This is a genomic window from Dyella thailandensis (genome assembly GCF_050749815.1).
In the GTDB taxonomy this organism is placed as follows: Bacteria; Pseudomonadota; Gammaproteobacteria; order Xanthomonadales; family Rhodanobacteraceae; genus Dyella_A.
In genome coordinates this window covers 3,310,061-3,334,380 of record NZ_CP192735.1, presented here as the reverse complement: position 1 = coordinate 3,334,380, position 24,320 = coordinate 3,310,061, and the positions used below count along the sequence as shown (strand labels likewise).

The 24,320-nt window shown below is 69.4% G+C and carries 22 protein-coding genes; 9 read left to right on the top strand and 13 right to left on the bottom strand.

What is annotated here, in order from left to right:
- Positions 1 to 53: 53 nt before the first annotated feature.
- The 3 genes from ACQVBX_RS15335 to speA all read right to left on the bottom strand — a co-directional run bounded on the left by ACQVBX_RS15335 (position 54) and on the right by speA (position 4,059).
- Positions 54 to 1,235 (bottom strand): DUF3734 domain-containing protein, encoded by a 1,182-nt coding sequence (locus tag ACQVBX_RS15335; protein WP_431635164.1) that lies wholly within the window; start codon positions 1,233 to 1,235, stop codon positions 54 to 56.
- A gap of 59 nt (positions 1,236 to 1,294) precedes the next feature.
- A complete protein-coding gene (locus tag ACQVBX_RS15330; protein WP_431635163.1) occupies positions 1,295 to 2,080 on the bottom strand; it encodes a 3-hydroxybutyrate dehydrogenase in 786 nt (261 codons plus the stop codon).
- A gap of 89 nt (positions 2,081 to 2,169) precedes the next feature.
- Positions 2,170 to 4,059: a biosynthetic arginine decarboxylase gene (gene speA, locus ACQVBX_RS15325; protein ID WP_431635161.1), complete on the bottom strand. Its 1,890-nt coding sequence runs from the start codon at positions 4,057 to 4,059 to the stop codon at positions 2,170 to 2,172.
- 291 nt (positions 4,060 to 4,350) lie between these two features.
- On the opposite strand from speA, the gene speE reads away from it, so the two are divergent.
- A complete protein-coding gene (speE, locus tag ACQVBX_RS15320; RefSeq protein WP_431635160.1) occupies positions 4,351 to 5,205 on the top strand; it encodes a polyamine aminopropyltransferase in 855 nt (284 codons plus the stop codon).
- A 66-nt stretch (positions 5,206 to 5,271) separates the two neighbouring features.
- On the opposite strand, the gene ACQVBX_RS15315 is transcribed toward speE, so the two are convergent.
- Positions 5,272 to 5,436 carry an antitermination protein NusB gene (locus tag ACQVBX_RS15315; RefSeq protein ID WP_431638207.1) on the bottom strand — a complete coding sequence of 55 codons (165 nt, stop codon included), beginning with the start codon at positions 5,434 to 5,436 and terminating at the stop codon, positions 5,272 to 5,274.
- A 187-nt stretch (positions 5,437 to 5,623) separates the two neighbouring features.
- Here ACQVBX_RS15315 and ACQVBX_RS15310 point away from each other — a divergent pair, with 187 nt between their 5' ends.
- From ACQVBX_RS15310 to ACQVBX_RS15290, 5 genes are all read left to right on the top strand, one after another.
- Positions 5,624 to 6,661 carry a hypothetical protein gene (locus tag ACQVBX_RS15310; RefSeq protein WP_431635158.1) on the top strand — a complete coding sequence of 346 codons (1,038 nt, stop codon included), beginning with the start codon at positions 5,624 to 5,626 and terminating at the stop codon, positions 6,659 to 6,661.
- Between the two features lie 116 nt (positions 6,662 to 6,777).
- Positions 6,778 to 7,410 carry an AAA family ATPase gene (locus ACQVBX_RS15305; RefSeq protein WP_431635157.1) on the top strand — a complete coding sequence of 211 codons (633 nt, stop codon included), beginning with the start codon at positions 6,778 to 6,780 and terminating at the stop codon, positions 7,408 to 7,410.
- Positions 7,411 to 7,465: 55 nt separating this feature from the next.
- On the top strand, positions 7,466 to 7,939 hold the full coding sequence (locus ACQVBX_RS15300; protein ID WP_431635156.1) for a SixA phosphatase family protein: 474 nt from the start codon (positions 7,466 to 7,468) through the stop codon (positions 7,937 to 7,939).
- Complete coding sequence (locus ACQVBX_RS15295; protein ID WP_431635155.1) at positions 7,939 to 8,502, top strand: YceI family protein; 564 nt, start codon at positions 7,939 to 7,941, stop codon at positions 8,500 to 8,502. Before ACQVBX_RS15300 ends, ACQVBX_RS15295 begins: the two co-directional genes overlap by 1 nt.
- A 23-nt stretch (positions 8,503 to 8,525) precedes the next feature.
- A complete protein-coding gene (locus ACQVBX_RS15290) occupies positions 8,526 to 10,397 on the top strand; it encodes a phospholipase D-like domain-containing protein (RefSeq protein ID WP_431635153.1) in 1,872 nt (623 codons plus the stop codon).
- On the opposite strand, the gene ACQVBX_RS15285 is transcribed toward ACQVBX_RS15290, so the two are convergent.
- Positions 10,394 to 10,921: an energy transducer TonB family protein gene (locus tag ACQVBX_RS15285; RefSeq protein WP_431635152.1), complete on the bottom strand. Its 528-nt coding sequence runs from the start codon at positions 10,919 to 10,921 to the stop codon at positions 10,394 to 10,396. The genes ACQVBX_RS15290 and ACQVBX_RS15285 overlap by 4 nt on opposite strands.
- Positions 10,922 to 10,959: 38 nt before the next feature.
- Entirely contained in the window at positions 10,960 to 12,243 is a 1,284-nt protein-coding gene (locus ACQVBX_RS15280) for an acetyl-CoA C-acetyltransferase (RefSeq protein ID WP_431635151.1), read from the bottom strand.
- A 168-nt stretch (positions 12,244 to 12,411) separates the two neighbouring features.
- On the opposite strand from ACQVBX_RS15280, the gene ACQVBX_RS15275 reads away from it, so the two are divergent.
- Positions 12,412 to 13,548: a hypothetical protein gene (locus ACQVBX_RS15275; RefSeq protein WP_431635150.1), complete on the top strand. Its 1,137-nt coding sequence runs from the start codon at positions 12,412 to 12,414 to the stop codon at positions 13,546 to 13,548.
- A gap of 68 nt (positions 13,549 to 13,616) precedes the next feature.
- Here the strand turns inward: ACQVBX_RS15275 and ACQVBX_RS15270 are convergent, their stop codons facing one another.
- The 7 genes from ACQVBX_RS15270 to ACQVBX_RS15240 form a co-directional block, all read right to left on the bottom strand.
- Positions 13,617 to 15,002 (bottom strand): FAD-containing oxidoreductase, encoded by a 1,386-nt coding sequence (locus ACQVBX_RS15270; protein WP_431635149.1) that lies wholly within the window; start codon positions 15,000 to 15,002, stop codon positions 13,617 to 13,619.
- A complete protein-coding gene (locus tag ACQVBX_RS15265; protein WP_431635148.1) occupies positions 14,999 to 15,463 on the bottom strand; it encodes a DUF4126 domain-containing protein in 465 nt (154 codons plus the stop codon). The genes ACQVBX_RS15270 and ACQVBX_RS15265 overlap by 4 nt, the downstream gene beginning before the upstream one ends.
- Positions 15,464 to 15,572: 109 nt before the next feature.
- A complete protein-coding gene (locus ACQVBX_RS15260) occupies positions 15,573 to 16,034 on the bottom strand; it encodes an N-acetyltransferase family protein (protein ID WP_431635146.1) in 462 nt (153 codons plus the stop codon).
- Between the two features lie 15 nt (positions 16,035 to 16,049).
- Entirely contained in the window at positions 16,050 to 17,450 is a 1,401-nt protein-coding gene (ntrC, locus tag ACQVBX_RS15255) for a nitrogen regulation protein NR(I) (protein ID WP_431635145.1), read from the bottom strand.
- A complete protein-coding gene (locus tag ACQVBX_RS15250) occupies positions 17,443 to 18,489 on the bottom strand; it encodes a two-component system sensor histidine kinase NtrB (RefSeq protein ID WP_431635144.1) in 1,047 nt (348 codons plus the stop codon). The genes ntrC and ACQVBX_RS15250 overlap by 8 nt, the downstream gene beginning before the upstream one ends.
- A gap of 163 nt (positions 18,490 to 18,652) precedes the next feature.
- Positions 18,653 to 18,865 carry a hypothetical protein gene (locus ACQVBX_RS15245; protein WP_431635143.1) on the bottom strand — a complete coding sequence of 71 codons (213 nt, stop codon included), beginning with the start codon at positions 18,863 to 18,865 and terminating at the stop codon, positions 18,653 to 18,655.
- A 1,094-nt stretch (positions 18,866 to 19,959) separates the two neighbouring features.
- On the bottom strand, positions 19,960 to 20,799 hold the full coding sequence (locus ACQVBX_RS15240; protein ID WP_431635141.1) for an energy transducer TonB: 840 nt from the start codon (positions 20,797 to 20,799) through the stop codon (positions 19,960 to 19,962).
- A 219-nt stretch (positions 20,800 to 21,018) separates the two neighbouring features.
- Between ACQVBX_RS15240 and ACQVBX_RS15235 the strand changes: the two genes are divergently transcribed.
- Both ACQVBX_RS15235 and ACQVBX_RS15230 read left to right on the top strand, forming a co-directional pair.
- On the top strand, positions 21,019 to 23,445 hold the full coding sequence (locus ACQVBX_RS15235; protein WP_431635138.1) for a DEAD/DEAH box helicase: 2,427 nt from the start codon (positions 21,019 to 21,021) through the stop codon (positions 23,443 to 23,445).
- Complete coding sequence (locus tag ACQVBX_RS15230; RefSeq protein WP_431635137.1) at positions 23,442 to 24,287, top strand: ribonuclease H-like domain-containing protein; 846 nt, start codon at positions 23,442 to 23,444, stop codon at positions 24,285 to 24,287. The genes ACQVBX_RS15235 and ACQVBX_RS15230 overlap by 4 nt, the downstream gene beginning before the upstream one ends.
- Positions 24,288 to 24,320: the final 33 nt, after the last annotated feature.

Sequence of the window (24,320 nt, the reverse complement as noted above, 5' to 3'; positions counted from 1 at the left end):
TGCTTTTCTGCTTTTCGTGCCGTAACGAAGAGCGTCGCGCACAGGGTGCGCTCCTACGGGCGGTGGACGTCGTGGGTGACGAACGGATGCTCCGGCGTGGGCGCGTCGAGCCAGTGCGGATGCGCCAAGGTGTGGCGCATATCCTCCAGTCCGCTGCGCCAATGCTGGCGCATGCTGCTGGCGCTGAACTCGTAGTCCTTGTAGTGCCCCTCGTACGGCTTGTTGCGGTAGATCAGGTGCACCAGGTTGGTCAGGGCGCCGGACGCGCGTGCCTCGGCGCGTCGATAGGCCGGCTCGCTGCGGCGCTCGGGGGGCACCAGTTCCATCAGGTCGTGCAGCAGGCGCTGCTGTTCCAGGTCACGGCGCATGTACTCGGTCACCAGCCGGGTGCGGCTGGAATACTGAATGTCCTTGCTGCGTGCGGCGACCTGGGCGAGGTCATGCGGCAGCTCGCCCTGCGCGCTCCACAGGTCGACCTGGAAGATCAGCGCGTCGTGGCAGGGCCGATCCACCAGTACCTGGTACAGCGGCGTGTTGGAAACCATGCCGCCGTCCCAGTAGTACTCGCCGTCGATCTCCACCGCGGGAAAGCCCGGCGGCAGCGCGCCGGATGCCATGAAGTGCTCGGCGCGCAGCGTCTGCCGGGTGTTGTCGAAGTAGGCGAAGTTGCCGGTGCGCACGTTCACCGCGCCCACCGACACACGCATCGCGCGCGCATCGTTGAGGCGATCGAAATCCACCAGCCGCTCCAGCGTGGCGCGCAGCGGCGCGGTGTCGTACCAGCTCGCCGTGGCCGGACCGCGGCGCCATGGCGCGAACGGCGGCGCGGGCAGCCGCGGCAGGAAGAATCCGGCCTGGCCCTCGAACAGCGTGCGCAGCGCCGCCATGCCGCTCAACCCGTTCTGCACCGCCAGTGGCCAGCTGAAGCCGTCCAGCGGCGCGGCCGCCAACGGTGCGGAAAGAAACGGCGGCTGGCAGATCGTGTCCCAGAAGGTGCGCAGCTTGGCCACGCGCTCCTCGGGCGGGTTGCCGGCGATGATCGCGGCGTTGAGCGCGCCGATCGAGATGCCGGCGATCCAGTGCGGCGCGATGCCCGACTCGGCCAGCGCCTCGAGTACGCCGGCCTGATAGGCGCCCAGCGCACCGCCACCCTGCAGCACCAGCGCCACCGTGGGATAGGTGCGCTCGACGCGCGCGGCGAGCGTCTCGTCCGGCGACTGGGCACGTACGTCCATCGATCACCTCGTCCTGGCCATCGGCGCGGCGTCGCGCGGGGCGACGCCGGCACCGCGGTTTACTGCATGTACCAGCCGTGGCTGACCACGACGCTCTGCCCGGTCAGCGCCGCCGACGGGAACGTGGCCAGATAGAGCGCGGTCTGCGCGATGTCCTCGACCGTGGTGAAGGTGCCATCCACCGTGTCCTTGAGCATCACGTTCTTGATCACCTGGTCCTCGCTGATGCCCAGCTCCTTCGCCTGCTCGGGGATCTGCTTTTCCACCAGCGGCGTGCGCACGAAGCCCGGGCAGATCACGTGTGAGCGCACGTTGTGCGGCGCGCCCTCCTTGGCCAGCGTGCGGGCCAGGCCGAGCAGGCCGTGCTTGGCGGTGACGTACGGCGCCTTGAGCTTGGACGCCTCGTGCGAATGCACCGAGCCCATGTAGATCACGATGCCGCCGCGGTCGCCCTTGTACATGTGCTGCAAGGCGGCCTTGGTGGTGAGGAAGCCGCCGTCGAGATGGATCGCCAGCATCTTCTTCCAGTCGGCGAAGGCGAACTGGTCGATCGGGTTGATGATCTGCACGCCGGCGTTGGAGATCAGGATGTCCAGCGCGCCGAACGCGGCCACCACCTTGTCGGTGCCGGCGTTCACCGCAGCCTCGTCGGTAACGTCCATGGCGATGCCGATCGCCTTGCCGCCTGCGGCGGTGATCTCCGCCGCGGTGGCATCGGCGGCTTGCTGGTTGATGTCGCAGATGGCGACCGCCGCGCCCTCCTTCGCGTACAGCTCGGCGATCGCCTTGCCGAGGCCGCTCGCCGCGCCGGTGATCAACGCGACCTTGCCGTCCAGACTTGCCATGGGGGTACTCCTGTCAGCGGGGAAGATTTTGCAGTGCACCATTGTGCGCCCGGCCGGCACCGCGGGCCAAGTGCGGCGCCGGTCGGAGCTCAGCCCGCGTCGGGAGCGAGGTAGGTGTAAGCGGTGAGGCCCGCGTCGAGGTCGGCGTACAGCGATTCGCCCGCCGCACCGGCCACGCCTGCGGCGGCGATGCGCTCGCGGTAACGGCTGCGCAGGTCGTCCAGGCTGTAACCGACGTAGTCGAGCATCAGGTCGGTGGTGTCGCCGCGGCGCTTGTGGGCGAACGCGAAGCCATCGCCTTCGGCGCGCACGTTCACCGCGTCGGTGTCGCCGAACAGGTTGTGGATGTCGCCCAGCGTCTCTTGGTACGCACCTACCATGAACAGGCCCAGGCAGTAGCTTTCGCCGGACTTGAGCGGGTGCAGCGGCAGGCTTACGTCCACGCCCTCGGCATCGACGTAGTGGTCGATGCGACCGTCCGAATCGCAGGTGAGGTCGACGATCACGCCGCGGCGGGTGGGCTCTTCGTTCAAGCGCGCGATCGGGGTGATCGGGAAGATCTGCTCGATCGCCCAGATGTCCGGCACCGACTCGAACACCGAGAAGTTGACGAAGTACTTGTCGACCAGCTTCTCGTCCAGCTCGTCCAGCGCCTGGCGATGGGCGCGCTCGGCCGGCAGCAGGCGCGCGCGCACCGCGTTGGCGATGGCGTAGTACAGCTCGTCCAGCCGCGCGCGGTCGGCCAGCGCGAGCTGGCCCAGCGCGTACAGCGCCTGGCCTTCGGCGAGGTGATGCTGCGCCTCGTGGTACAGCTCCAGCGGCGGGCGCGCGTCGAGCTCGGCGTGCACTTCGCGCAGGTGGCGCAGCACGGCGGGCTCGTCGGCGCGCGCCGGTTCGATGGCGCCGGCCGGCACGCTCTCCACCTCGCTCACGTCGACCACCAGCACCGCGTGGTGCGCGGTCATCGCGCGGCCGGCCTCGGTGAGGATGTGCGGCGCGTTCAGGCCTTCGGCGGCCACCGCCTCGGCCAGCGACTGCACGATGGTCGCCGCGTACTGCTCGATCGAGTAGTTGATCGAGTTGTGGCTGCGCGAACGCGAGCCCTCGTAGTCCACGCCCAGGCCGCCGCCGACGTCGACGATCTCTAGCGGCACACCCATGCGGCTGAGCTCGACGAAATAGCGCGTGGCCTCGCGCATGCCGTTGGCGATGTCGCGCACGTTGGAGATCTGCGAGCCCATGTGGAAGTGCTGCAGCTTCAGCGTGTGCTTGAGCCCGGCCGCATCCAGCCGCTCGATGAGGGTGAGCACCTGGCTCGGCGACAGGCCGAACTTGCCCTTGTCGCCGCCGGTGTTCTGCCACTTGCCGGCGCCAATGGAAGCCAGCCGCACGCGTACGCCGAGCAGCGGCTCCACGCCCAGCGCCTTGGCCTCGGCGAATACGTGATCGAGCTCGGAGAGCTTCTCGATCACGATGTGCACGCGCAGGCCGAGCTTGCGGCCGATCAGCGCCAGGCGGATGTACTGGCGGTCCTTGTAGCCATTGCAGATCACGATCGAGCCGGGCCGCGCCATCGCCAGCACCGCCATCAGCTCGGGCTTGGAACCGGCCTCCAGGCCGAAGCCCTCACTGCCGGCGCGCACCAGCTCACTCACCACGCTGTGCTGCTGGTTCACCTTGATCGGATAGATCGCGGTGTAGCCGCCGGCGTACTGCCACTCGCCGATTGCTTTGGCGAACGCGGCCTGCATCCTGGCCAGGCGGTCGGCCAGGATGTCGGGAAAGCGCACCAGCAGTGGCAGCCGCAGGCCCTCGGCGCGCGCCTGCGTGACGATCTGCGGCAGCGACAGCGCGGGGCCGGCGGCGCCGCGCGGGCGCATCACGATCTCACCGGCGTCGCTGACGTCGACGTAGCCGTCGCTCCAGTGCGGTACGGCGTAGGTGTGGCGGGCAGCGGCGCTGTTCCAGGAACTCGCCATGGACGGTATCTCCTTGTGCAAACGGAACGTAACGTCGCAGCGGCGAGCCTTGACGAGATGCTCGACGAGAGCGCGAAGCCTTGCCGGCCGGAAGCCTCGCACGCCGCGGGGCCGGAAGGGCTTGTCGGAGCGCCGCCGGCCGCAGGGCCGGGGGAACCGAACGCGCATTGTAACGGCGCCACGTGACCAAAGTGCGCAGGCTGCGGCGGCACGTTCACGGCCGAACTGGCTACAATTGCCGACCTTTGCCGTCCCCATTCCCGCTCAAGCGCCCCTTTAGGAACACCCGTCATGTCGCAGCAGCCCAGCTGGTTCACCGAAGCCCACCAGGCGTCCGGCTCCTCCATCGGTTATCGCGTGGAGAAACTGCTGCACGCGGAAAAGACCCCGTTCCAGACCATCGAGATCTACCAGACCACCGACTGGGGCAACCTGATGGTGATCGACGGCTGCGTGATGCTGACCAGCCGTGACAACTTCCTCTACCATGAGATGATGACCCACCCGGCGCTGTTCACCCATGCGCGCGCCAAGCGCGTGGTGATCATCGGCGGCGGCGACTGCGGCACGCTGCGCGAGGTGCTCAAGCACGAGGAAGTGGAATCGGCCGTGCAGGTGGAGATCGACGAGCGCGTCACCCGCCTGGCCGAGGAGTACTTCCCCGAGCTGTGCGATGCCAACCACGACCCGCGCGCGCAGCTGCTGTTCATCGACGGCATCAAGTACATGGCCGAAGCCGAGCCCGAATCGCTGGACCTGATCATCGTGGATTCGACCGACCCGGTCGGCCCGGCCGAGGGCCTGTTCAACGCGGCCTTTTACGCCAGCTGCCACAAGGCGCTGCGTCACGGCGGCATCCTGGTGCAGCAGTCGGAGTCGCCGATCGCGCATCTGGAGCTGATCAAGTCGATGCGCGCGGCCATGCGCACGGCCGGCTTCGCGGCGGTGAAGACGCTGCCGTTCCCGCAGCCGTGCTACCCCACCGGCTGGTGGAGCTGCACGATGGCGCGCAAGGGCGGCGACCTGGCCGGCTTCCGCGAGCGCGGCGCGATCAGCAAGGGCTTCCCGACTCGCTACTACAACGCCGACACGCACAAGGCGGCGCTGGCGCAGCCGGAATTCATGCGCGAAGCGCTGGGCGAGTAAACCGCCGCGCCCGCGTCATCGACGAACCCACGGCGTCCGCGTCGTGGGTTTTTTCTTGGGCGACGCTCAGAACAGGGTCTGACGCACCTTGGGCAGCAGCACGATGATCAGCGTGGCCAGCGGTCCGATCAGCAGCGACAGCAAGAACCACAACAGGCCGCTGCGGTTCTTGCCCTGGGCCAGCCCGGCATTGATCAACGCCAGCGTGCCCCAGCCGGCGAACCAGGGCATGGCCCCGTCGAGATGGTTGAAGGTATCCACATGCCTCTCCGTTGCGCAGCCCGCGCAAGCGCGGCCAAAGACCCTGGATGGTAACAAGCATGCGTGGCGCCTTCCGCCGCCGCGCGCCCCTCGATCAGCCGGGCTTAATCCGCACACGCTACGCTTGCCGCTTTGCTTGCCCACAGGGAGTCACGCGATGCGAGCACGTCACCGGTCGGTCATGAAGCTGGGCGGCATCAGCCTGGCGCTCGCGCTGGCCGCCGCGTCCGCGGCAGCGGCCGATGCGCCCCCCGAGGCGGCGCGGACCAAGGCGCTGCTGGCCTACCAGCATGACCTGGTGAGCGTGCTGGCGCCGCGCGCCGATGCGATGCCGCTGCTCGGCGCCGCGCTGCTGGCGCGCCCGCTGCCCCGGCAGCCGAAGTACAACGATTTCCACACGCTGATCGAGCGCGCCGCGCAGGCCTCCGACAGCACGCCGGCGGTGCAGTGGGCGCGCCTGGTCGATTGCGATACCAAGGCCAAGACCTGCCCCAACGCCGAAGCGCTGCGCGCGCTCACCGACACCGCCGCGGACAACGCCGCGGTGTGGCTGATCAAGCTCGCCGCCGATACCGCGGACAACAAGAGCGACGCCGCGCGCGACGACCTGCACCGGGCCGCCACCGCCAAGCTCTACGACGACTACACCGGCAGCGCGCTGAAGGCCCTGGCCAGCACCGCCGGCACCCTGCCCGCGCCGGCGGATGCGATCGATCCGACCGCATCGGCCGGCCCATACGGCGTGCAGGTGGTGCTGGTGTACGGCGTGGCCGGACTGCTGCCGCAGCCGCAGCCGGGCATGCAGGCCGCGGCGCGGATGTGCGCCGACGACAAGGACGACGCCGCGCTGAAGACCGACTGCCTGCAGCTGGCCAAGGTGCTCGAATGGGGCTCCAGCCCGCTGGCGCGCTCGCTCGGCCTGCACCTGCGCGAAACGCTGGCGGACGATCCGGCCGAGCAGGCGGCCGCCCGTACCGAGCGCGCGAACCTGACCTGGCAGGTGCAGAACTTCGCCCGGCTGTCCGACCGCGCACCGCAGGACAAGGCGCTGGCCCAGCACCTCCTGGCGCTGGCACGCAATGGCGGTACCGAAATGAGCTTGGTGCTCGCCGCCCTGCGCGACGCCGGCATCCCGGCCGACGCGCCGGACGCCGCGGCCGCCAGCGCCACCAGCGCGGCCCCGGCGGCGCAGTAATCGCCCCAGGCGGCTGCGACGATCGTCGCACCCAGGCGCAAAACCGCATCACCCCGGTTCCCCGGGCCGGGTTCTCCCAGTAGGCTGTGGCCCACCTACCTGCGGGGAGTCGGCCGATGCTTACGGTGCTGGTGGCAAGCAGCAAAGGTGGATGCGGCAAGAGCACGCTGGTCACGCAGCTGGCATCACACTGGGCCCAGGCCGGCAAGCGCACGGCCATCGTCGATGCCGACCGCCAGCAGTCGAGCTACCGCTGGGCCGCCCGCCGCCCGGACAACGTGCCCGGCGTGCTCGGGCTCGAAGGCGGCCGCAAGGCCCTGCAGAAACTCCCCGCCGACACCGAACGTGCGCTCATCGACACCCCGGCCGGCGTCACCGAGCGCGATCTCGAACCCTACCTCGACAGCGCCGACGTGCTGCTGGTGCCGGTGCTGCCGTCGAGCTTCGACATGGACGCCACGCTGGCCTTCGTCGGCGAACTGGCGCAGATCCCCCGCATCAAGCGCGGCAAGCTGCCGGTGGCGCTGGTGGCCAACCGCCTCAAGCCGTGGACCCACGCCAGCCAGGATGCAGTCGCCCAGCTCGGCGAGCTGGCGCCGTTCCCGATCGCCGGCCAGCTGCGCGACAGCCAGGCCTACGTGCTGCTGGCGGCGCTGGGCAAGGGCATCTTCGATTACCAGTCCGAACAGGTACGCAGCCACCAGGACGACTGGAAGGCCCTGCTGCGCTGGATCAAGCGCGCCCACTGAATTACCGAATTACCCGCGAGGCGCCCCGGGCGCCGCGTTCCACCAGGAGTCCTGCATGCTCGAACTGATCCTCTTGCGCCACGCCGAGGCCCTGCCTGCCACCGCAGGCGACGACGACCGGCAACGGCGGCTCAGCGGACACGGCGAACAGGAGGCGCGCGCGGCGGGCAGATGGCTGGCCAGCCACGGCGCGAGGCCGCAGCGCGTGCTGTGCTCGCCAGCCGAACGCACCCGCGCCACCGCCAACCTGGCGCTGGAGGCGCTGGGCGATTCGCCCGAGCTGCAACTGGCCGACGAGATCTACGACGCCACGCCGGGCGAACTGCTGGCCCTGCTCGATCAGCACGACGAGGTGGGCACGGTGATGCTGGTGGGCCACAACCCCGGCATTGAGCGGCTGGTGGCGCTGCTGGTGGAAGGACGCTCGGACGACTTCCGCGGCATGCCGCCGGGTGGGCTGGCCGTGCTGCACCTCAACGGGGCGCTGGAACCGGGCAACGCGCGACTGGACGCCTTCTGGTCGCCGTGATGCGGGCGGCCTGGCTGCCGCTGCTCGTCGCCCTGCTGGCCATCGCCCCCGCGCGGGGTGCGGACTACCGCATCGACACCTCGCGCTCGCACGCCGAGTTCAACGTGCGCCTGCTGTGGGTGCGCCAGATCAACGGCCGCTTCACCGACATCCACGGCGACGTCACCCTTAACGCGCTGCGCGACACCGCCGTGGTGCGTGCCACGGTGAACGTGGACTCCGTGGCGATGTCCTCGGCGCGGCTGCGCCGCTGGGTGCTCGATCCGGAGTTCTTCGACGTGCGGCGCTTTCCGGAGATCCACTTCGTCTCCGCACCGCTGGCAGTGCGCTCGCTCGATGCCGGCGGCGAACTGCCCGGCTGGCTGACCCTGCGCGGGGTGACACGACCGGTGCTGTTCCGGCTGGAGCCTGCCAGCTGCACGCTGCAACGTGACACCGTCTGCCAGATCGAGGTGCGCGGGCAGATCCAGCGCAGCGATTACGGCATGGACGGCCACCACACCGCCGTCAGCGACACGGTGAACCTCGGCCTGCTGATCACGCTCGACGCGGCCGCGCACTGAGCGGCACGCCGTATCATCCGCGCATGTCATTGCGCTTTCTTCCTCCGTTCCTGCTGTTGCTCGCGTTGGCGCTGCAGGGCTGCACCGTGCCGCGCCAGCAGGTGCGCCGCGCCGACGCGATCGTCGCCGCCACCACGCTGCCCTCGTTCGATTGCCCGCGCGCCGACCACTGCGCCGCGCCATCGGCGGTGCTGCAGGCGGCCGACCTCGCGCTCGCCAGCTCCGCTGCCGGCCACCCGCAACACGTGGTCACCCTGCTGGCCGACAGCGAGGATGCACTCGCCGCGCGCATCCACCTGATTCAGGCGGCGCGCCGCTCTATCGACGTGCAGACCTATATCTGGGACCAGGACGACGTCGGCCAGTTGGTGCTCGACCAGCTGGTGCAGGCGGCGCGGCGCGGCGTGCGCGTGCGCATACTGGCCGACCAGCTGTTCTCCTTCGGCGACGTGGCCCTGCTCGATCGTCTCGCGCGCGCCGATCGGCACCTCACGGTGAAGCTGTACAACCCCACCTTTCACGACGCCGAGACCAGCCCGGCCGAGTTCGCCGCGGGCATCGTGTGCTGCTTCATGAAGTTCAACCAGCGCATGCACAACAAGCTGCTGCTGGTGGACGACACCGTCGGCATCACCGGTGGACGCAACTATCAGGATCGCTACTTCAACTGGGACGGCGACTTCGACTACGTCGATCGCGACGTGATGGTCGGCGGCCCCGCCGCGCACGACATGGCCGCAAGCTTCGCCCGGTTCTGGAAGCACAAGCGCTCGGTACCGCTGGAGGCGCTGCGCGACGTGAATCGCTACATCCTGGCCCACCCCGCCGCGCCCGGCTGGCCGGCGCCGCAGTTCCGCCGCCCCGCCCGCGTCGCCAAGCTTGAACGCGAGGCGCAGGACCCGGCCTGGATCCAGCAGCACCTGCTCGATCCGGCCTTCCACACCGGCGAGGTGGAGTTCTTCAGCGATCTGCCGGCCAAGACCGACGCGCCCACTCGCCGCCACGCGCTCGATTTCACCCACCACGTGATGCAGCTGGTCGCCAGCGCCAAGCACGAGGTGGTGCTGCAGACGCCGTACCTGGTGATGAGCGACCGGGCGCAGAAGATCTTCAAGACCATGCACCGCCGCGCCGATCCGCCGCGTATCCGCGTGTCGACCAATTCGCTGGCTTCCACCGACGCGTTTGCCGTGTACGCGCTCTCGTACAAACACCGCAAGCGCTACCTGCGCAAGTACGGCTTCGAGATCCAGGAGATGAAGCCGCACGCAGCCAGCGCAGAGGAAGACTACGCGCTGGCCAACGACGATCTGCTGCCGTCGATCGCGGCCTCCGTACGTGAGCGCCGTCGCTACCCCGGCGCCGAGACGCGCGGACTGTTCGGCAGTCGCGGCAGCAGCAACCGGCCGGCTCCGTTGATCGAGAGGGGCCTGCGCTTCGGCCTGCACGCCAAGTCGATCGTGGTGGACGACAGCTTCGCCATGGTCGGCTCGCACAACTTCGATCCGCGCTCGGACCACTTCAACACCGAGGCGGGCGTGATCGTGCACGACCGCGGCTTCGCCAACGCCGTGCGCTCATCGATCCTGCGCCTCACCGGTCCGCAGAACGCGTGGGTGATCGCGCCGCGCAAGCCGGTGGTACCGGTGCTCACCAGCGTCAACCAGGCGATCGGCGACATCTCCGAGAAGCTGCCGCTGTTCGACTTCTGGCCGTACCGCTACGCCACCAGCTACGACCTCAAGCCCGGCTGCACGCCGATGGCGCCCAACGATCCGGCGTTCTTCAGCTGCTACGAGCCGGTGGGCGATTTCCCCGGCGTAGCGCTGTCGTTCAAGCTGATCTACACGCGTTTGATCACCGCATTCGGCTCCGCCGGCAGCGGCATTCTCTAACGATCGGCCACGTCGAAGCGCATCGGCAGCTCGCCACTGAAGCCCTGCGGATAACCCGGCGGCACCGCGAAGCGCCAGCCCGCGACCACGGCACGCGCGTGCGCATCGAGCACGGCGTCACCGCTGGAGCGCGCCACCGCCGCGTCCAGCACGCGACCGTCGCCATCCACGCGCACCGTCAGCACCACGCTGCCGTCGAGGTGGCCCTCCAGGTCGGCGTAGCGCGAGGACAGTGCCGGCATGCTCACCGGTACCAGTTCCGGCGGCGACGGCGGGGTGGCGGCTGCCGCATCGGACGAGGCCTGCGGCCGCTGCGCGCCCATTACGCGAGGTGGCGCGTGGGTGCGGCGCGAGCGCTCGCGGTAGGCGGCCGCCGCCGGCGCCACGTGCACGGCCTCCACCGCTTGCTTCGGGCCGGCCCATTCGCTGGTGCGGCCGCTCAACCACTGTGTGCCGAGCACGCCGATCAGCAACGCCAGCACGCTCAGCAGCGTAGTGACGCGAAGGCGGGGAGTGAGTCGCATGCGGACGACAGGCGCAGCCGTCTGGACGTCCAGACGGCTCAGCGCTCCAGGATCGCCGTGACGCCCATGCCGCCGGCGGTGCAGATCGAGATCAAGCCGCGGCCCGAACCCTTCTGCTCCAGCAGCTTGGCCAGCGTGGCGATGATGCGCGCGCCAGTGGCGGCGAACGGATGGCCGGTGGCGAGGCTCGAACCGTGCACGTTGAGCTTGGCCGGGTCGATGCTGCCCAGCGGCGCGTCCAGCCCCAGTCGCTGCTTGCAGTAGTCCGCGCTTTCCCACGCACGCAGCGTGCACAGCACCTGCGCGGCGAAGGCCTCGTGGATCTCGTAGTAATCGAAGTCCTGCAGGGTCAACCCCTGGCGCGCCAGCATGCGCGGCACGGCGATGGTCGGCGCCATCAGCAGGCCCTCGCCGCGCACGAAATCCACCGCGGCCACTTCGGCGTCGCGCAGCCAGGCCTGCACGGTCAATCCTCGTGCGGCGGCCCAGCCCTCGCTGGCCAGCAGCACGGCGGCCGCGCCGTCGGACAGGCCGGTGGAGTTGCCGGCGGTCAGCGTGCCCTGGCCGGAGCTCTTGTCGAACGCCGGCTTCAGCGCGGCGAGCTTCTCCAGCGTGGTGTCCGGGCGCAGGAAGCCATCGCGCTTGATGCCGCGGAACGGCACGATCAGGTCGTCGAAGAAGCCGGCGTCGTACGCGGCGGCGAGCTTGCGGTGGCTTTCCAGTGCGAGCTGGTCCTGCGCCTGACGCGTGATGTGCCACTCCTTGGCCATCTTCTCGCAGTGCTGGCCCATCGACATGCCGGTGCGCGGCTCGGCCACGCCGGGGAACGAGGGCTTGAGTTCGCCCAGCGAGAAGCCGGCGAACGCGGTCTTGAGCTTCTCCATCGGCGTCTTGGCGCGATTCACCGCCAGCAGCCGCTTGCGCAGGCGCTCGCCGTAGACGATCGGCACGTCGCTGGTGGTGTCCGAACCGGCCGCGATGCCCGCCTCGATCTGCCCGGCGGCGATCTTGTTGGCCACGATGATCGCGTTGTCCAGCGAGGTGCCGCAGGCACGTGCCGTGGTGATCGCTGGCGTGGTCGGCGCCAGGCCCGAGGAGAGCACCGCCTCGCGCGCCAGGTTCCACTCGAACGAATGGCGGATCACCGCACCCAGCGCCACCTCGCCCAGCTCCACGCCGTGCAGGGCGAAGCGTTCCACCAGGGCGCCGAGCACCTTCACCGACATGCCGAAATTGCCGACCTCGGCATACGCCGTGTTGTTGCGGCAGAACGGAATCCGCACGCCACCGATCACGCCGACACGTCGCTGCGAGTTGTCCATGAGCTCAAAACATCCGGGCGGGTATTGAGCTTGCAAGGCTAACCCGCGCTGCCGCCCCGGGAAACCCCGCCAGTGCGCCATTCGTGCGATGCGGTTCAGCGCCGCGCATCCGGGCCACCCGAGCGGCGCTGATAAACTTGGCGATCCCCACCTTGCTGGACGCCGCTCTTGGACAGCTCAACCCTGCTCGCCCTGCCCGTGGTGCTCGCGATCGAGACCGGCGCCGGCGACGCCGCCCGCCGCACCACGCTGAGCCGCGACGAGGCCGCCGAGCTCGCCGGCCACATCGCCGCCGACCTGCAGACGTTGGTGCCCGCCGCCACCGAGGCGCGCCTTGCCGTGGCTGGTGCCCTGTTCGATGCGGTGGAGCTGCTGCGCCCGGGCTTTCCGGTGTGGGCCACGCTGGACGAACTGGCCCGACGCGTGCCGCGCGGCCATCTGGAAAACGTGGTCGCCTTCGGCACCCACGAGGGCCGCATGCCCGCGCAGCCGCTGGAGCCGGAAGCCGCCTACGCCGACGGCCCGATGCGCCTACTGCCGATCACCCTGCTCGCGCCCGAGCCGCTGGCCACCACGCTGGCCGAACAGCTGGAGCTGGATCTGGTGGGTCGTGGCGAAGCGGGCCAGCGCACCGCCGACTGGCTGATCCGCACGCTCGGCGTGCCGCTGGAACACGTGCGCTACCTCAGCCGAAACGACCTGCTCGCTCTGACCTGCGTGCAGTACGAGCACGTGAACCTCGCACCGCTGTGGAGCCTGCTGGAAACCGCGCTGCTCACGCCGTACCGCGAGGAAGCCACGCTCAGCGCGCGCGGCCTGCCGCTGCGTTACGCCGAGGGCGCGGTGCAGGTGCAGTCGCCCGCGCAGTGGCTGGCCGAAAGCCATGACGCGGACCGCGCGCATGCCTTCGCCGGCATCGTGTTCGAGCTGCGCCAGTACGCGGCCCTGCTCGACGCGCACGCGCTGCCGCTGCGCCTCGCACCGGCCAATGGCGTCATTGCGCAAGCGAACGACGGCTATCTGCTGGAAACCTTCGGTGAAGCAGACGCCGCCTACGAGCCGCCGCTGCTGGTGGCGCACGAAGCGCCAGGCCTGGGCGTGGTGGCGGTGACCGCCGCGCAGCGCGGCGACGGCGGTCGCGCCCGCGTGCTGGCGCACGGCTATCCGCTGCAACCGCGCGCGCTGGGCGCGCTGGTCAGCGCGCTGGCCGAACAGTTCGGTATCGCGCCGGACCTGCACGCGCTCGGCCGCATCCAGCTCGACGCCGACGGCCGGCTCGGCGCGCCGGATACGCCGCTGCACTGAGTAGCAGGAAAACGATCGTCCGCCGCGGCGCATCCACGGCGCCGCACTAAACCCGAGCCGACGCGCGTCTAGCCGTCCGTCGGCGGCTGCAGCCCCAGCACCACGGTCGGCCACAGTTCCGACACCGTGGGATGGATCGGCACCGCCCAGCGCAGCGCGTCCAGCGGCTGGTCGGCGCTCATCAGGTCGAGCACGCCGTGGATCGCCTCGTCGCCGCTCACGCCGAGGATTGCCGCGCCCAGCACGCGCCTGGTTTCAGCGTCAGCCACCAATTTCATGAAGCCCCGCGTCTGGCCGCGCTCCACCGCGCGGCCGACCCGCGTCATCGGGCGCTTCGACACCAGCAGCGGTCGGCCGCTGGCGCGCGCCTGCGCCTCGGTGAGGCCGACCCGGCCCAGCGGCGGATCGATGTACAGCGCGTAGCCGGGCACCCGCTGCGACAGCGTGCGGTGGTCGCCGTCGAGCAGGTTGGCGGCGATGATCTCGAAGTCGTTGTAGGCGGTGTGGGTGAACGCGCCACGGCCGTTGCAGTCGCCCATCGCCCAGATGCCGGGCACGTTGGTGGCGAGCGTGTCGTCCACGGTGATATAGCCGCGCTCGTCGTTGGCCACGCCGGCGCGCTCCAGGCCAAGGTCGTCGGTGTTCGGCCGGCGGCCCATCGCCAGCAGCACGTGGCTGGCCACCACCTCGGGCGCGCCGTCGCGGCAGTCCACCTGCACCGCGACGCCGTCGGCGTGGGCGGCGAACGCGATGCATTCGGCCCCGGTGCGCACGGCGATGCCTTCGGCTTCCAGGATCTCGCGGATCGCCGCGGATACGTCCTCGTCCTCGCGGGCGATCAGCCGCGACTGCCGCTCGATCACCGTCACCTGCGCGCCGAAGCGGCGGAACATCTGCGCAAACTCCAGCCCGATGTAGCTGCCGCCGACCACCGCCAGATGCCGCGGCAGCGTGTCCAGCTGTAAGATCGAGGTGTTGGTGAGGTAGTCGATGGCGTCCACGCCGGGCAGCGCCGGCACGGCGGCGCGGCCACCCACGTTGAGGAACACGCGCGGCGCGCGGATCGTCATCTCGCCCACCTGCAGCGTGTCCGGCGCCAGGAAGCGCGCGTGCCCGCGCAGCACGGTGAGATGCTCCATACCGTGCAGCCAGCGCTCCACGTTGCGCCGCGCGTTCATCGTCACCGTATGCGCGCGCGCCATCACCTTGGGGAAATCCACCGTGACCTCGCCACCGATCTGCACGCCGTAGTCGGCGCCACGCCGGGCCAGGTGCGCCACCTCGGCGCTGGCCACCAGCGCCTTGGTCGGCATGCAGCCGGTGTTGACGCAGGTGCCGCCGAACAGGTGCCGCTCGACCAGCGCCACCTGCATGCCGGCGGCGGTGAGGCGCCCGGCCAGCGAGGGGCCGGCCTGGCCCGCGCCGACGATGATGGCGTCGTAGGCGGCGCTCATGGCAGCAGCGCCAGGATCGCGATGCCGCCGCCGATGGCGACGATGTCTTCCAGCAGCGCCGCCGGGCGATCGCGTCCGAACGCCGCGGCCAGCCGGGCTCGCGCCGCCGCGCCGCCCAGCGTGCCGAGCACCGCACCGACTGCGCCGGCCAAGGCCCCAAGCCACCACTGGCCGCCGGCCAGGCCCACCGCGGCACCGCAGAACCCGCCCATCACGATGCGCGTGGCGAACGGCGCCAGCAGCTTGCGGCTGGGCGTGGTGGGCAACTGGTCGGTGATCAGCTCGCCCACGGCGAGCAGCGAGAGGATCCACGGCGTGAAGCGCCAGCCCAGAAAGGCCAGCGGCGTGCCTTGCAACGGCAGCACGCCCAGCTGGGCCGCCCAACTGACGATGGCGGGTGCGGTCATCGCGCGCAGGCCGGCGACGATGCCGATGAGCAGTGCAGCGAGCAGGAAGATCATGGCGGGTTCCTCGGTGGACGTGAGCCTTGCAGGGTCTTCAGCCGGTCGCTGGCCGTCTTGCATGATCGCGCCCGTTGTACGCCCTTGCGCCGGGCCCGTCACCCCGCGCTCAGCGGGCGCGTTCCAGCGCCTGCTCGTACATGAAGTAATGGCAGCGCTCCATGCCGAGGCCTTCATAGGTGGCCTGGGCGCGCGCATTCTCGGTTTCCACGTACAGCCGCAGGCCGACCGCGCCGGCCTCGCTCGCGCGACGCGCCACGTCGGCGTACAACGCGCGGAACACGCCGCTGCGGCGCGCGGACTCGGCCACGTACACGCTCTGGATCCACCAGAAATCGCCGCAGCGCCAGTCGCTCCACTCGTAGGTCACCATCAGGCAGCCGGCCGGTGCGCCGTCCAACTCGGCGACGAGGTAGAAGCCGCGGCGCGGTTCGTCGAACACCGCTGCCATGCCGCGCGAGAGCATGTCCGGGTCGAGCCGCTTGTGCTCGGTCTCCCACGCCATCGCGGCGTTCCATGCGATGAGGTTCGGCAGGTCTTCGCGTTGGGCGTCGCGGACGGTCACGGTCATGCGGGTGTCTCCGGATCAGGTCTTGTTCGGCCGGCGCGTGCGCGAGGCGCCGAGCTTGCGGGTGAGCGTGTTGCGGCCCACGCCGAGCGCGGCAGCGGCGTGCTGGCGGTGGTTGTCGTGGGCGCGCAGCGCGGCCTGCATCAGGGTGTGGTCCAGCGCCTCGCGGGCGCGGGCGTGGATGTCCGCCTCGCCGCGCGCGAGCGCCTGTTCGGCCCAGTCGCGCAGGGCGTGGGTCCAGTCGTCGCCGCCGGCGGTGGGCACGGCGGTGCCCAGGTCGCTAGGCAGGATCTCCGCGCCCGGCGCGATCACCGCCAGGCGTCGGCACAGGTTCTCCAGCTCGCGCACGTTGCCGGGGAAGTCGCGCTGGGCGATCGCCTTCAATGCGGCCTTGGAGAAGCGCTTGGGCGGCAGCTTCAGCTCCACCGCGGCGGCGGCGAGGAAATGCTCGGCCAGCTTCGGGATATCGCTGCGGCGCTGGCGCAGCGGCGGCAGCTCGATGCGCACCACGTCGAGGCGATGCAGCAGATCGGCGCGGAACTGCCCGCTGGCCACGCGCGCGGCCAGATCCTGATGCGTGGCGGCGACGATGCGCACGTCGCCGCGCATCAGCTCGCGCCCGCCCACGCGGTAGAACTCGCCGCCGGCCAGCACGCGCAGCAGGCGCGTCTGCAGCGCCAGCGGCATGTCCCCGATCTCGTCGAGGAACAGCGTGCCGCCCTCGGCCTGCTCGAAGCGGCCGGCGTGGCGGCGGGTGGCGCCGGTGAACGCGCCGGCCTCATGGCCGAACAGCTCGCTCTCCAAAAGCTCCGACGGAATCGCCGCGGTGTTGAGCGCGACGAACGGCTTGCCGCGCCGCGCGCTCTCCTCGTGCAGCGCGCGCGCCACCAGCTCTTTGCCGGTGCCGGTCTCGCCGGTGATCAGCACGCTGAGGTCGCTGGCGGCGACGCGGCCGATCAGCCGGAACACCTCGCGCATTGCGCTGCTCTCGCCGAGCAGGGTGTGCTGCGGCGTCTCCAGCTTCGCCGGCGCCGGCGGTGGAGCGACGTCGGCCAGCGCGCGCTCCACCGCGGCCACCGCCTGGTCCAGGTCGAACGGCTTGGCCAGGTAGTCGGCCGCGCCCTGCCGGTACGCGGCGGCGGCGGTGGCCACGTCGGTGTAGGCACTCATCACGATCACCGGGCCCACGCCCTGCGCCTTCAGCTCGCCGAGCAGGGCCAGCCCATCCTCGCCGGGCATGCGCACGTCGGTGAGCAGCAGCGCGGGGCGGGCGGTCTTCAGCGCCTCGCGCACGCTGGCCACGTCGCCGAACTCGCGCACCGTGTGGCCGGCGTCGCGCAGCGCCTCGGCCAGCACGAAGCGCACGCCGCGGTCGTCGTCGATTACCCAGACGTCGCGGGCGGTGGGTGTATCAGTCATCGGTGGCTTCCGTGGCAGCATCGGTCGAAGCGCGCTGCGGTGGCGGCAGCGGCAGGTAGAGCGAGAACACGGTTTCGCCGGGCCGGCCCTGCCAGCGCAGTTCGCCGCCGTGCTCGTGGGCGATCTCGCGCGACAGCGCCAGGCCGAGGCCGGTGCCGTCCGGCCGCCCGGACACCAGCGGCTGGAACAGCGTGTCGCGCAACGCGGGCGGCACCCCGGCGCCGTCGTCGATCACGTCCACCCGCAGCGCGCTGCGCAGCATCCGCTCGCCCAGCCGCACGCCGTGCTCGGCGCGCGTGCGCAGGGTGAGCGTCTGTGCGCCGGCCTCGCGCGCGTTGCGCGCCAGGTTCAGCAGCACCTGCAGCAGGCGGTCGGCGTCGGCGGGGAAATCCGGCAGGCTGGGGTCGTAGTCGTGGCGCAGCGTGAGCGGCGCAGGCTCGGCTTCCAGAAGATCTTCCAGCCGCTCCAGCAGGTGATGGATGTTCACCGGGGCCAGCCGCGGCGCACCGTCGTGATGCAGCAGGCGGTTGGCCAGCGCACCGAGGCGGTCCGCTTCGGCGATCACCATGCCGGCGAGCGCCTTCAGGTCCTCGTCGTCCAGCCGCCGCTGCAGCAGCTGCGCCGCCCCGCGCAGGCCGGCCAGCGGATTCTTCACCTCGTGCGCAAAGCCGCGCAGCGTCGCCGACAGCGGCGAGGCCGCCGCGGCCGGCTCGGCCAGCGCGTGCACTTCCAGCAGCAGTTGCCCGTCGAACGGCTGCAGGCTCAGGTCCGCCTGCCACTCGGTGCCGCGCTGGGTGGTCATAGCGACGCCGCGCAACTGCAGCGCCCGCTCCTCAGCCAGCGCCCGCCGCGCCTGCGCCAGCACCGCCGCGTCGTCCGCGAACATCAGCGCCGCCGGCTGCCCCACCAGGCTGCGCGTGCCCAGCGCCAGCCGCTCGGCCAGCGCCGGATTCAGCCACGTCACGCGCAGCTCCGCATCGACCAGGGCCAGCCCGGTCGCCATCTGCTCCGCCAGCGGGCGCCAGGATGCGTTGCTCATTGCACCATCATGGGGAATGCATCGGGCTGGTGCAATTGCAGTACTGCGGATCAAGGTCGACCGCTCAACCGCCGCCTGCTGAGTTGTCCGGGCTGTCACGTCGCCCCCGGAACCAGCGTGAGGGCGCCTCGCCCCGAGTCCCGCGTCTCATGTGTCGAGCTCGTTATTGCGCTTCAGGCACTCCCTCTTCCCGAGTCTTCATGCCGCCGAAAGCACCATAGGCATATAAACCGAAAGCAGCCCCCACAAAGAACCACACCAAACGGGCCGCGCCATTCCTAGCGTCACCTGTCATCGCCTTGTTGAAAAATGGCGATGGTAATGCCACCGTGAGGGAGCCAAGCCCAACAAGTTCCATCGTCAATAGGGTTGCCATCAGCTTTTTCTTTGGAAGAAAAGGCCACCGAGGTGGGCCGAGCCATACCATGATCTCCTCAGCCCGCAACGGCGGCTCCTTTCGATCTACCGCCTAATACAAAACGGACCAGTCGCTTTCGACGAACTAAACATCCGACCGAAACCTATTTTTCGAGTCAAAAACGGTTTCAGGGTCACACTCAGGAGCTGGATAAGTAAATATCCACTTTTTTGGCGCCTCAACCTCCCGCTGATAGGCTCGATCCTTCGGTATAGCAGCATTGATTTCAATTGCTTCGAGGCGAGTTTTTTTGCTGGGTGAAGGTTTCCATCAGCAGCAGAATGTCACTGGCTAGCCGGGTGACGTCTCGATGAACATTGGTTGGAACAGTTACCTCCGCAATCAGCCCCTGAATTGTCAGAACATAGAGGCGACAAAGAGGCGAGGCGCTCATACCCTCAAGGCTAGGAAGATGCCTGCAAGTCAGTAGCAGTGGGCGAGGCCCGCGCTTCCACGAAGGGAAATTGAAATAGTGTGTAGAACCCCAGCTTCCCAAGTAAGAGGGCCCTACTCCGATTGTATGTTCAACCCTAGCGACGACGTCCATATCGCCAGATTTTAGCTTGATATATCTGAAGGGATCAAAGTGTTGTTGATCATCAATTAAAATGCGGACGTAGGCAGAGCCCACCGAAGGTCCTCGCGTTTGGAAAAATCCCGGCGTCCACCAGGCTCTCAGTTCGAGGAAGCGGGAGCTTTCCTCGAACGGCATGCTGAAGAACGACGTTGGTATCGACCACTTTAGATCACGCCAAATAAAAGTTTTCCTTTCAACATCGACAGGGATAGTCTCCTCCCCAGACAACTTCGGTTGCATAACCTTCTTTGTGGGAACCGCGAGAGCCGCGATTGACGAGATAAAGAGCATAGCCGCAGCGAAAGATAAAAACCCCCGACATTCTCGCGATCGTTGGCTACCTCCTCTTCCGAGCTTATTTGGCTTTAGCAGATCGAGGAATAATCTGACCAAATGAGCCAATTTATATTGAGGGACTGAGGCGTCCTGACTCAGGTTTTCTGGTGCAGGAGCCGCGCGCAGTCGCGGTAATGGATCAACCATGATCAAAAGACGAACGTAGCACCGGCCCGGCACCTTCGGTGTAGCTGCCATCGTCGGCGAGCGCATCGGCGGTAGCCATGCTGGGTTTGTCGGCCCATGGTGCGGGCGTGTACGGGCCGGGCACATAGGTGCGCCACACACGCTCGACCGGGGCAGCGCCGGACTCGTTGAGGGTGTAGACGATCGGAACGTGCAGGGTCCAGCTGTCCTGGCCGGCGAGCTTGCCGGTGGTCGGCACCCGGTAGGTCCAGCGACGGGCGGCGGCGAGCGACGCATTGGCCATCAGTTGGCGGTATTTCTGAAGCAGGCCGTCCGGCCCAGTGTTTTCCAGATTGACCTGCTCGGCCATGGCGTCGGTGACGTGGCCGTCGCGGTCGACGTGCAGCGCCAGGTAGACCGTTCCCTGCACGCGGGCCTTGATCGCCGCCGGAGGATAGTGCGGGCCAATTTTTTTCTGGTTCTCGCTGTACAGATCGTCGGGCGTATCCGCGTTGTTGCCGCCGAACGTGGCGCCCTTGATGCGCGCGGTGAAATTGCCATCCGGGTTTTTGGTGAGGATCACCCGCACGTGCATGCTCGCCTTGGCGGCGACCGGCTGACCGTCGCGCAGCACCGGATCGAAGCGCCACGTCAGCGCCGCCTTGCGCACCAGATCGGCGATGGGTTGGCCGTACTTCTCCGGGTGCTCCACGGTGGCGAGCTGCACTGCGCCGTCCTTGGCCAGCACGATGGTGCCGTCGACCACGGCCGAGCTTTCCAGACTCTTGGTGGGGCCTGCATTGGCGGCTGCCGCGGCGAGGGCGAACAGCGCTGCAAACATGAGCTTCTTCATCGGGGCCTTCCTTGGTGGATGGTGGTGTTCGCGTGGGCGAGGCGGTCCCCTGCCCCGGTTCTGGCGCAATGTCGAGCGAAGCATCTGGGCTGTCAACAACGATGGCGGGGACTGCTTTTCTGATGGCGCCACCCACTCCAACGCCCTGCTTGCGAGACGTCTCATGCGGTGAGACCCGCCACCGCTCTACTGCGATGCCCGCCCATCGCGAGCCACGCCATGAACGCCCTGATCGATCCGGCCCACCGCGCCGACGACGCTGCCGCAGATGAACTGGTGCTGCGCGGCCCCGCCGACGGTGGCGCGCTGGCGGCGCGATTGACCAAGCGCTACGCCGGGCGGGTGACTGGTTCGTTCGTGGTGCCGGGGCGCGAGGGTGCGTACGAGCCGCTGCCGGAGGATCTGCCGCCGGCGCTGGCCGATGCGCTGCGCGCGCGCGGCATCACCCAGCTCTACAAGCACCAGGGCGAGGCGTGGGCGTCGGCGCAGGCGGGGGCGCACGTGGCGGTGGTGACGCCCACGGCCTCGGGCAAGTCGCTGTGCTACACGCTGCCGGTGGTGGCCGCGGCGATGCAGTCCAACGCCAAGGCGCTGTACCTGTTCCCCACCAAGGCGCTGGCGCAGGACCAGGTGGCCGAGCTGCTGGAGCTCAACCGCGCCGGCGAGCTGGGGGTGAAGGCGTTCACCTTCGACGGCGACACGCCGGGCGACGCGCGGCAGGCGATCCGCCTGCACGGCGACATCGTGGTGAGCAACCCTGACATGCTGCACCAGGCGATCCTGCCGCATCACACGAAGTGGGCGCAGTTCTTCGAGAACTTGCGCTACGTGGTGATCGACGAGGTGCACAGCTATCGCGGCGTGTTCGGCTCGCACGTGGCCAACGTGATCCGCCGGCTCAAGCGCATCTGCGCGTTCTACGGCGTGCGCCCGCAGTTCATCCTGTGCTCGGCGACCATCGGCAACCCCCAGCAGCACGCCGAGGCGCTGATCGAGGCGCCGGTGCATGCGATCACCGAGTCGGGCGCGCCCTCGGGCGACAAGCACGTGCTGCTGTGGAACCCGCCGGTGGTGAACCCCGACCTGGGCCTGCGCGCGTCGGCGCGTTCGCAGAGCAACCGCATCGCGCGGCTGGCGATCAAGGCAGGCATGAAGACGCTGGTGTTCGCGCAGAGCCGCAGCATGGTCGAGGTGCTTACCAAGTACCTCAAGGACGTGTTCGACCACGACCCGCGCAAGCCACCGCGCATCCGCGCCTATCGCGGCGGCTACCTGCCGACCGAGCGGCGCGAGGCCGAACGGGCGATGCGCGCGGGCGACGTGGACGGCATCGTCAGCACCTCGGCGCTGGAGCTGGGCGTGGACATCGGCAGCCTCGACGCGGTGGTGCTCAACGGCTACCCCGGTTCGGTGGCGGCGACCTGGCAGCGCTTCGGTCGCGCCGGCCGTCGGCAGCAGGCGGCGCTGGGCGTGCTGGTGGCCAGTTCCGATCCGCTGGACCAGTACCTGGTGCGTCACCCGGAGTTCTTCGAGGGCGCGCCGCCGGAGCACGCGCGCATCGCGCCGGACCAGCCGCTGATCCTGCTCGACCATATTCGCTGCGCCGCGTTCGAGCTGCCGTTCGTCGGCCACGAAGTGTTCGGCAATGAAGTCGCCACGCCGTGGCTGGAAGTGCTGGGCGAGGAAGGCGTGCTGCACCGCGAGGGCGAGCGCTGGGAGTGGATCGCCGACAGCTACCCGGCCAACGCGGTGTCGCTGCGTGCGGTGGCCGACGGCAATTTCGTGGTGGTGGACCGCACCGGCGGGCGCCAGACCATTCTCGCCGAAGTGGACTATTCCGCCGCCGCGCTCACCCTATACGAAGGCGCCATCCACATGATCCAGGCTACGCCCTACCAGGTGGAGCGGCTGGACTGGGAGGGGCGCAAGGCCTACGTCACGCGCACCCACGTGGACTACTACACCGACGCCATCGACTACACCAAGCTGAAGGTGCTGGACGCCTTCGGCAGCGCGCCGGCCGGTCGCGGCCAGGCGCACCACGGCGAGGTGCACGTGGTGCGTCGCGTGGCCGGCTACAAGAAGATCCGCTACTACACGCACGAGAACATCGGCTACGGCCCGGTGAACCTGCCCGACCAGGAGCTGCACACCACCGCGGTGTGGTGGCAGCTCGACCAGCGCACCCTGCAACAGGCGTTCGACGAACGGCAGCAGGCGCTGGACGGTTTCCTCGGCGCCGCCTATGCGCTGCACATCGTCGCCACGGTGGCGGTGATGGCCGAGTCGCGCGACCTGCAGAAGGCGGTGGGCAGCGGCGACGGCGCGTGGTTCGTCAGCAGCGACGCCAGCGGCCGCGGCCAGCTGCGCGGCGCGGATGGGCAGCCCACCGCGCTGGAACCCGATGCGCCGTTCACGCCCACGGTCTATCTCTACGACGCCTTTCCTGGCGGCGTGGGCCTGAGCGCGCCGCTGTTCGAGCGGCGCGAGGATCTGCTGGCGCAGGCGCGTTCGCTGCTGGAGCGCTGCGACTGCCACTACGGCTGCCCGGCTTGCGTGGGCCCGGTGCTGGCGGTGGACGAGGTAGGCGAACGCGCGCCGAAGGCGCTGGCCGCGCGCGTGCTCGCTCTGCTGGCCAGTCTGTGAGCGCGCTGCGCGATCGCCTGCGCGGCCTGCGCGCGCAGGCCGGCCAGGCCGTGGCGGCACCGGAGTCAGTGCCCGCGCCACGCAAGACCAGCACCGAAGACCTGCGCTGGCTGCTCGGCGTGCGCGCCCGCTCGCACACGCGACCGGCACCGGCTTTCCCCGCCCGCGACCGCGAGCTGTTCGGCGAGGAGATCGCGCCCGGCCTGCGCTACACCGAGGAACACGTCGACTGGCCCGATCCACCCTCGCCCATCGACACGCGCTTCGCCCGCCGCGAGGACACGATCGACCCGGCGCGGCTGATGCACTTCGACACCGAGACCACGGGACTGGCCGGCGGCACCGGCACCCGCGCCTTCATGATCGGCGCGGCGGACTGGCGCGCGGGGCGCTTGCGGCTGCGCCAGCTCACCATCACCACCATGGCGGCGGAAACCGCGATGCTGCAGACCTTCGCCGGCTGGTTGCAGCCGGACAGCGTGCTCGTCAGCTACAACGGCAAGTGCTACGACGCGCCACTGCTGGCCACTCGCTATCGCTTGGCGCGACTGGCCAACCCGCTGGCCGGGCTCGATCACCTGGACCTGCTGCATCCGGTGCGCCGCCACTGGAAGGGCCAGTGGGAAAACTGCCGCCTCGCCACCGCCGAACGCCAGCTGCTCGGCGTGCTGCGCGAGGACGACCTGCCCGGCTCGGAAGCGCCGGCCGCCTGGCTCACCTACCTGCGCGGCGGCCCGGCGACCAACCTGCGCCGCGTCGCCGCGCACAACGCGCAAGACCTGAAGAGCCTGGCCGGCGTGCTGCTGCGCTTGTCGGCGCCGGGCCAAGCACAGCCGGGCTGAGCACACGCGGGGAGCGGCTCGCACCCACGCTGC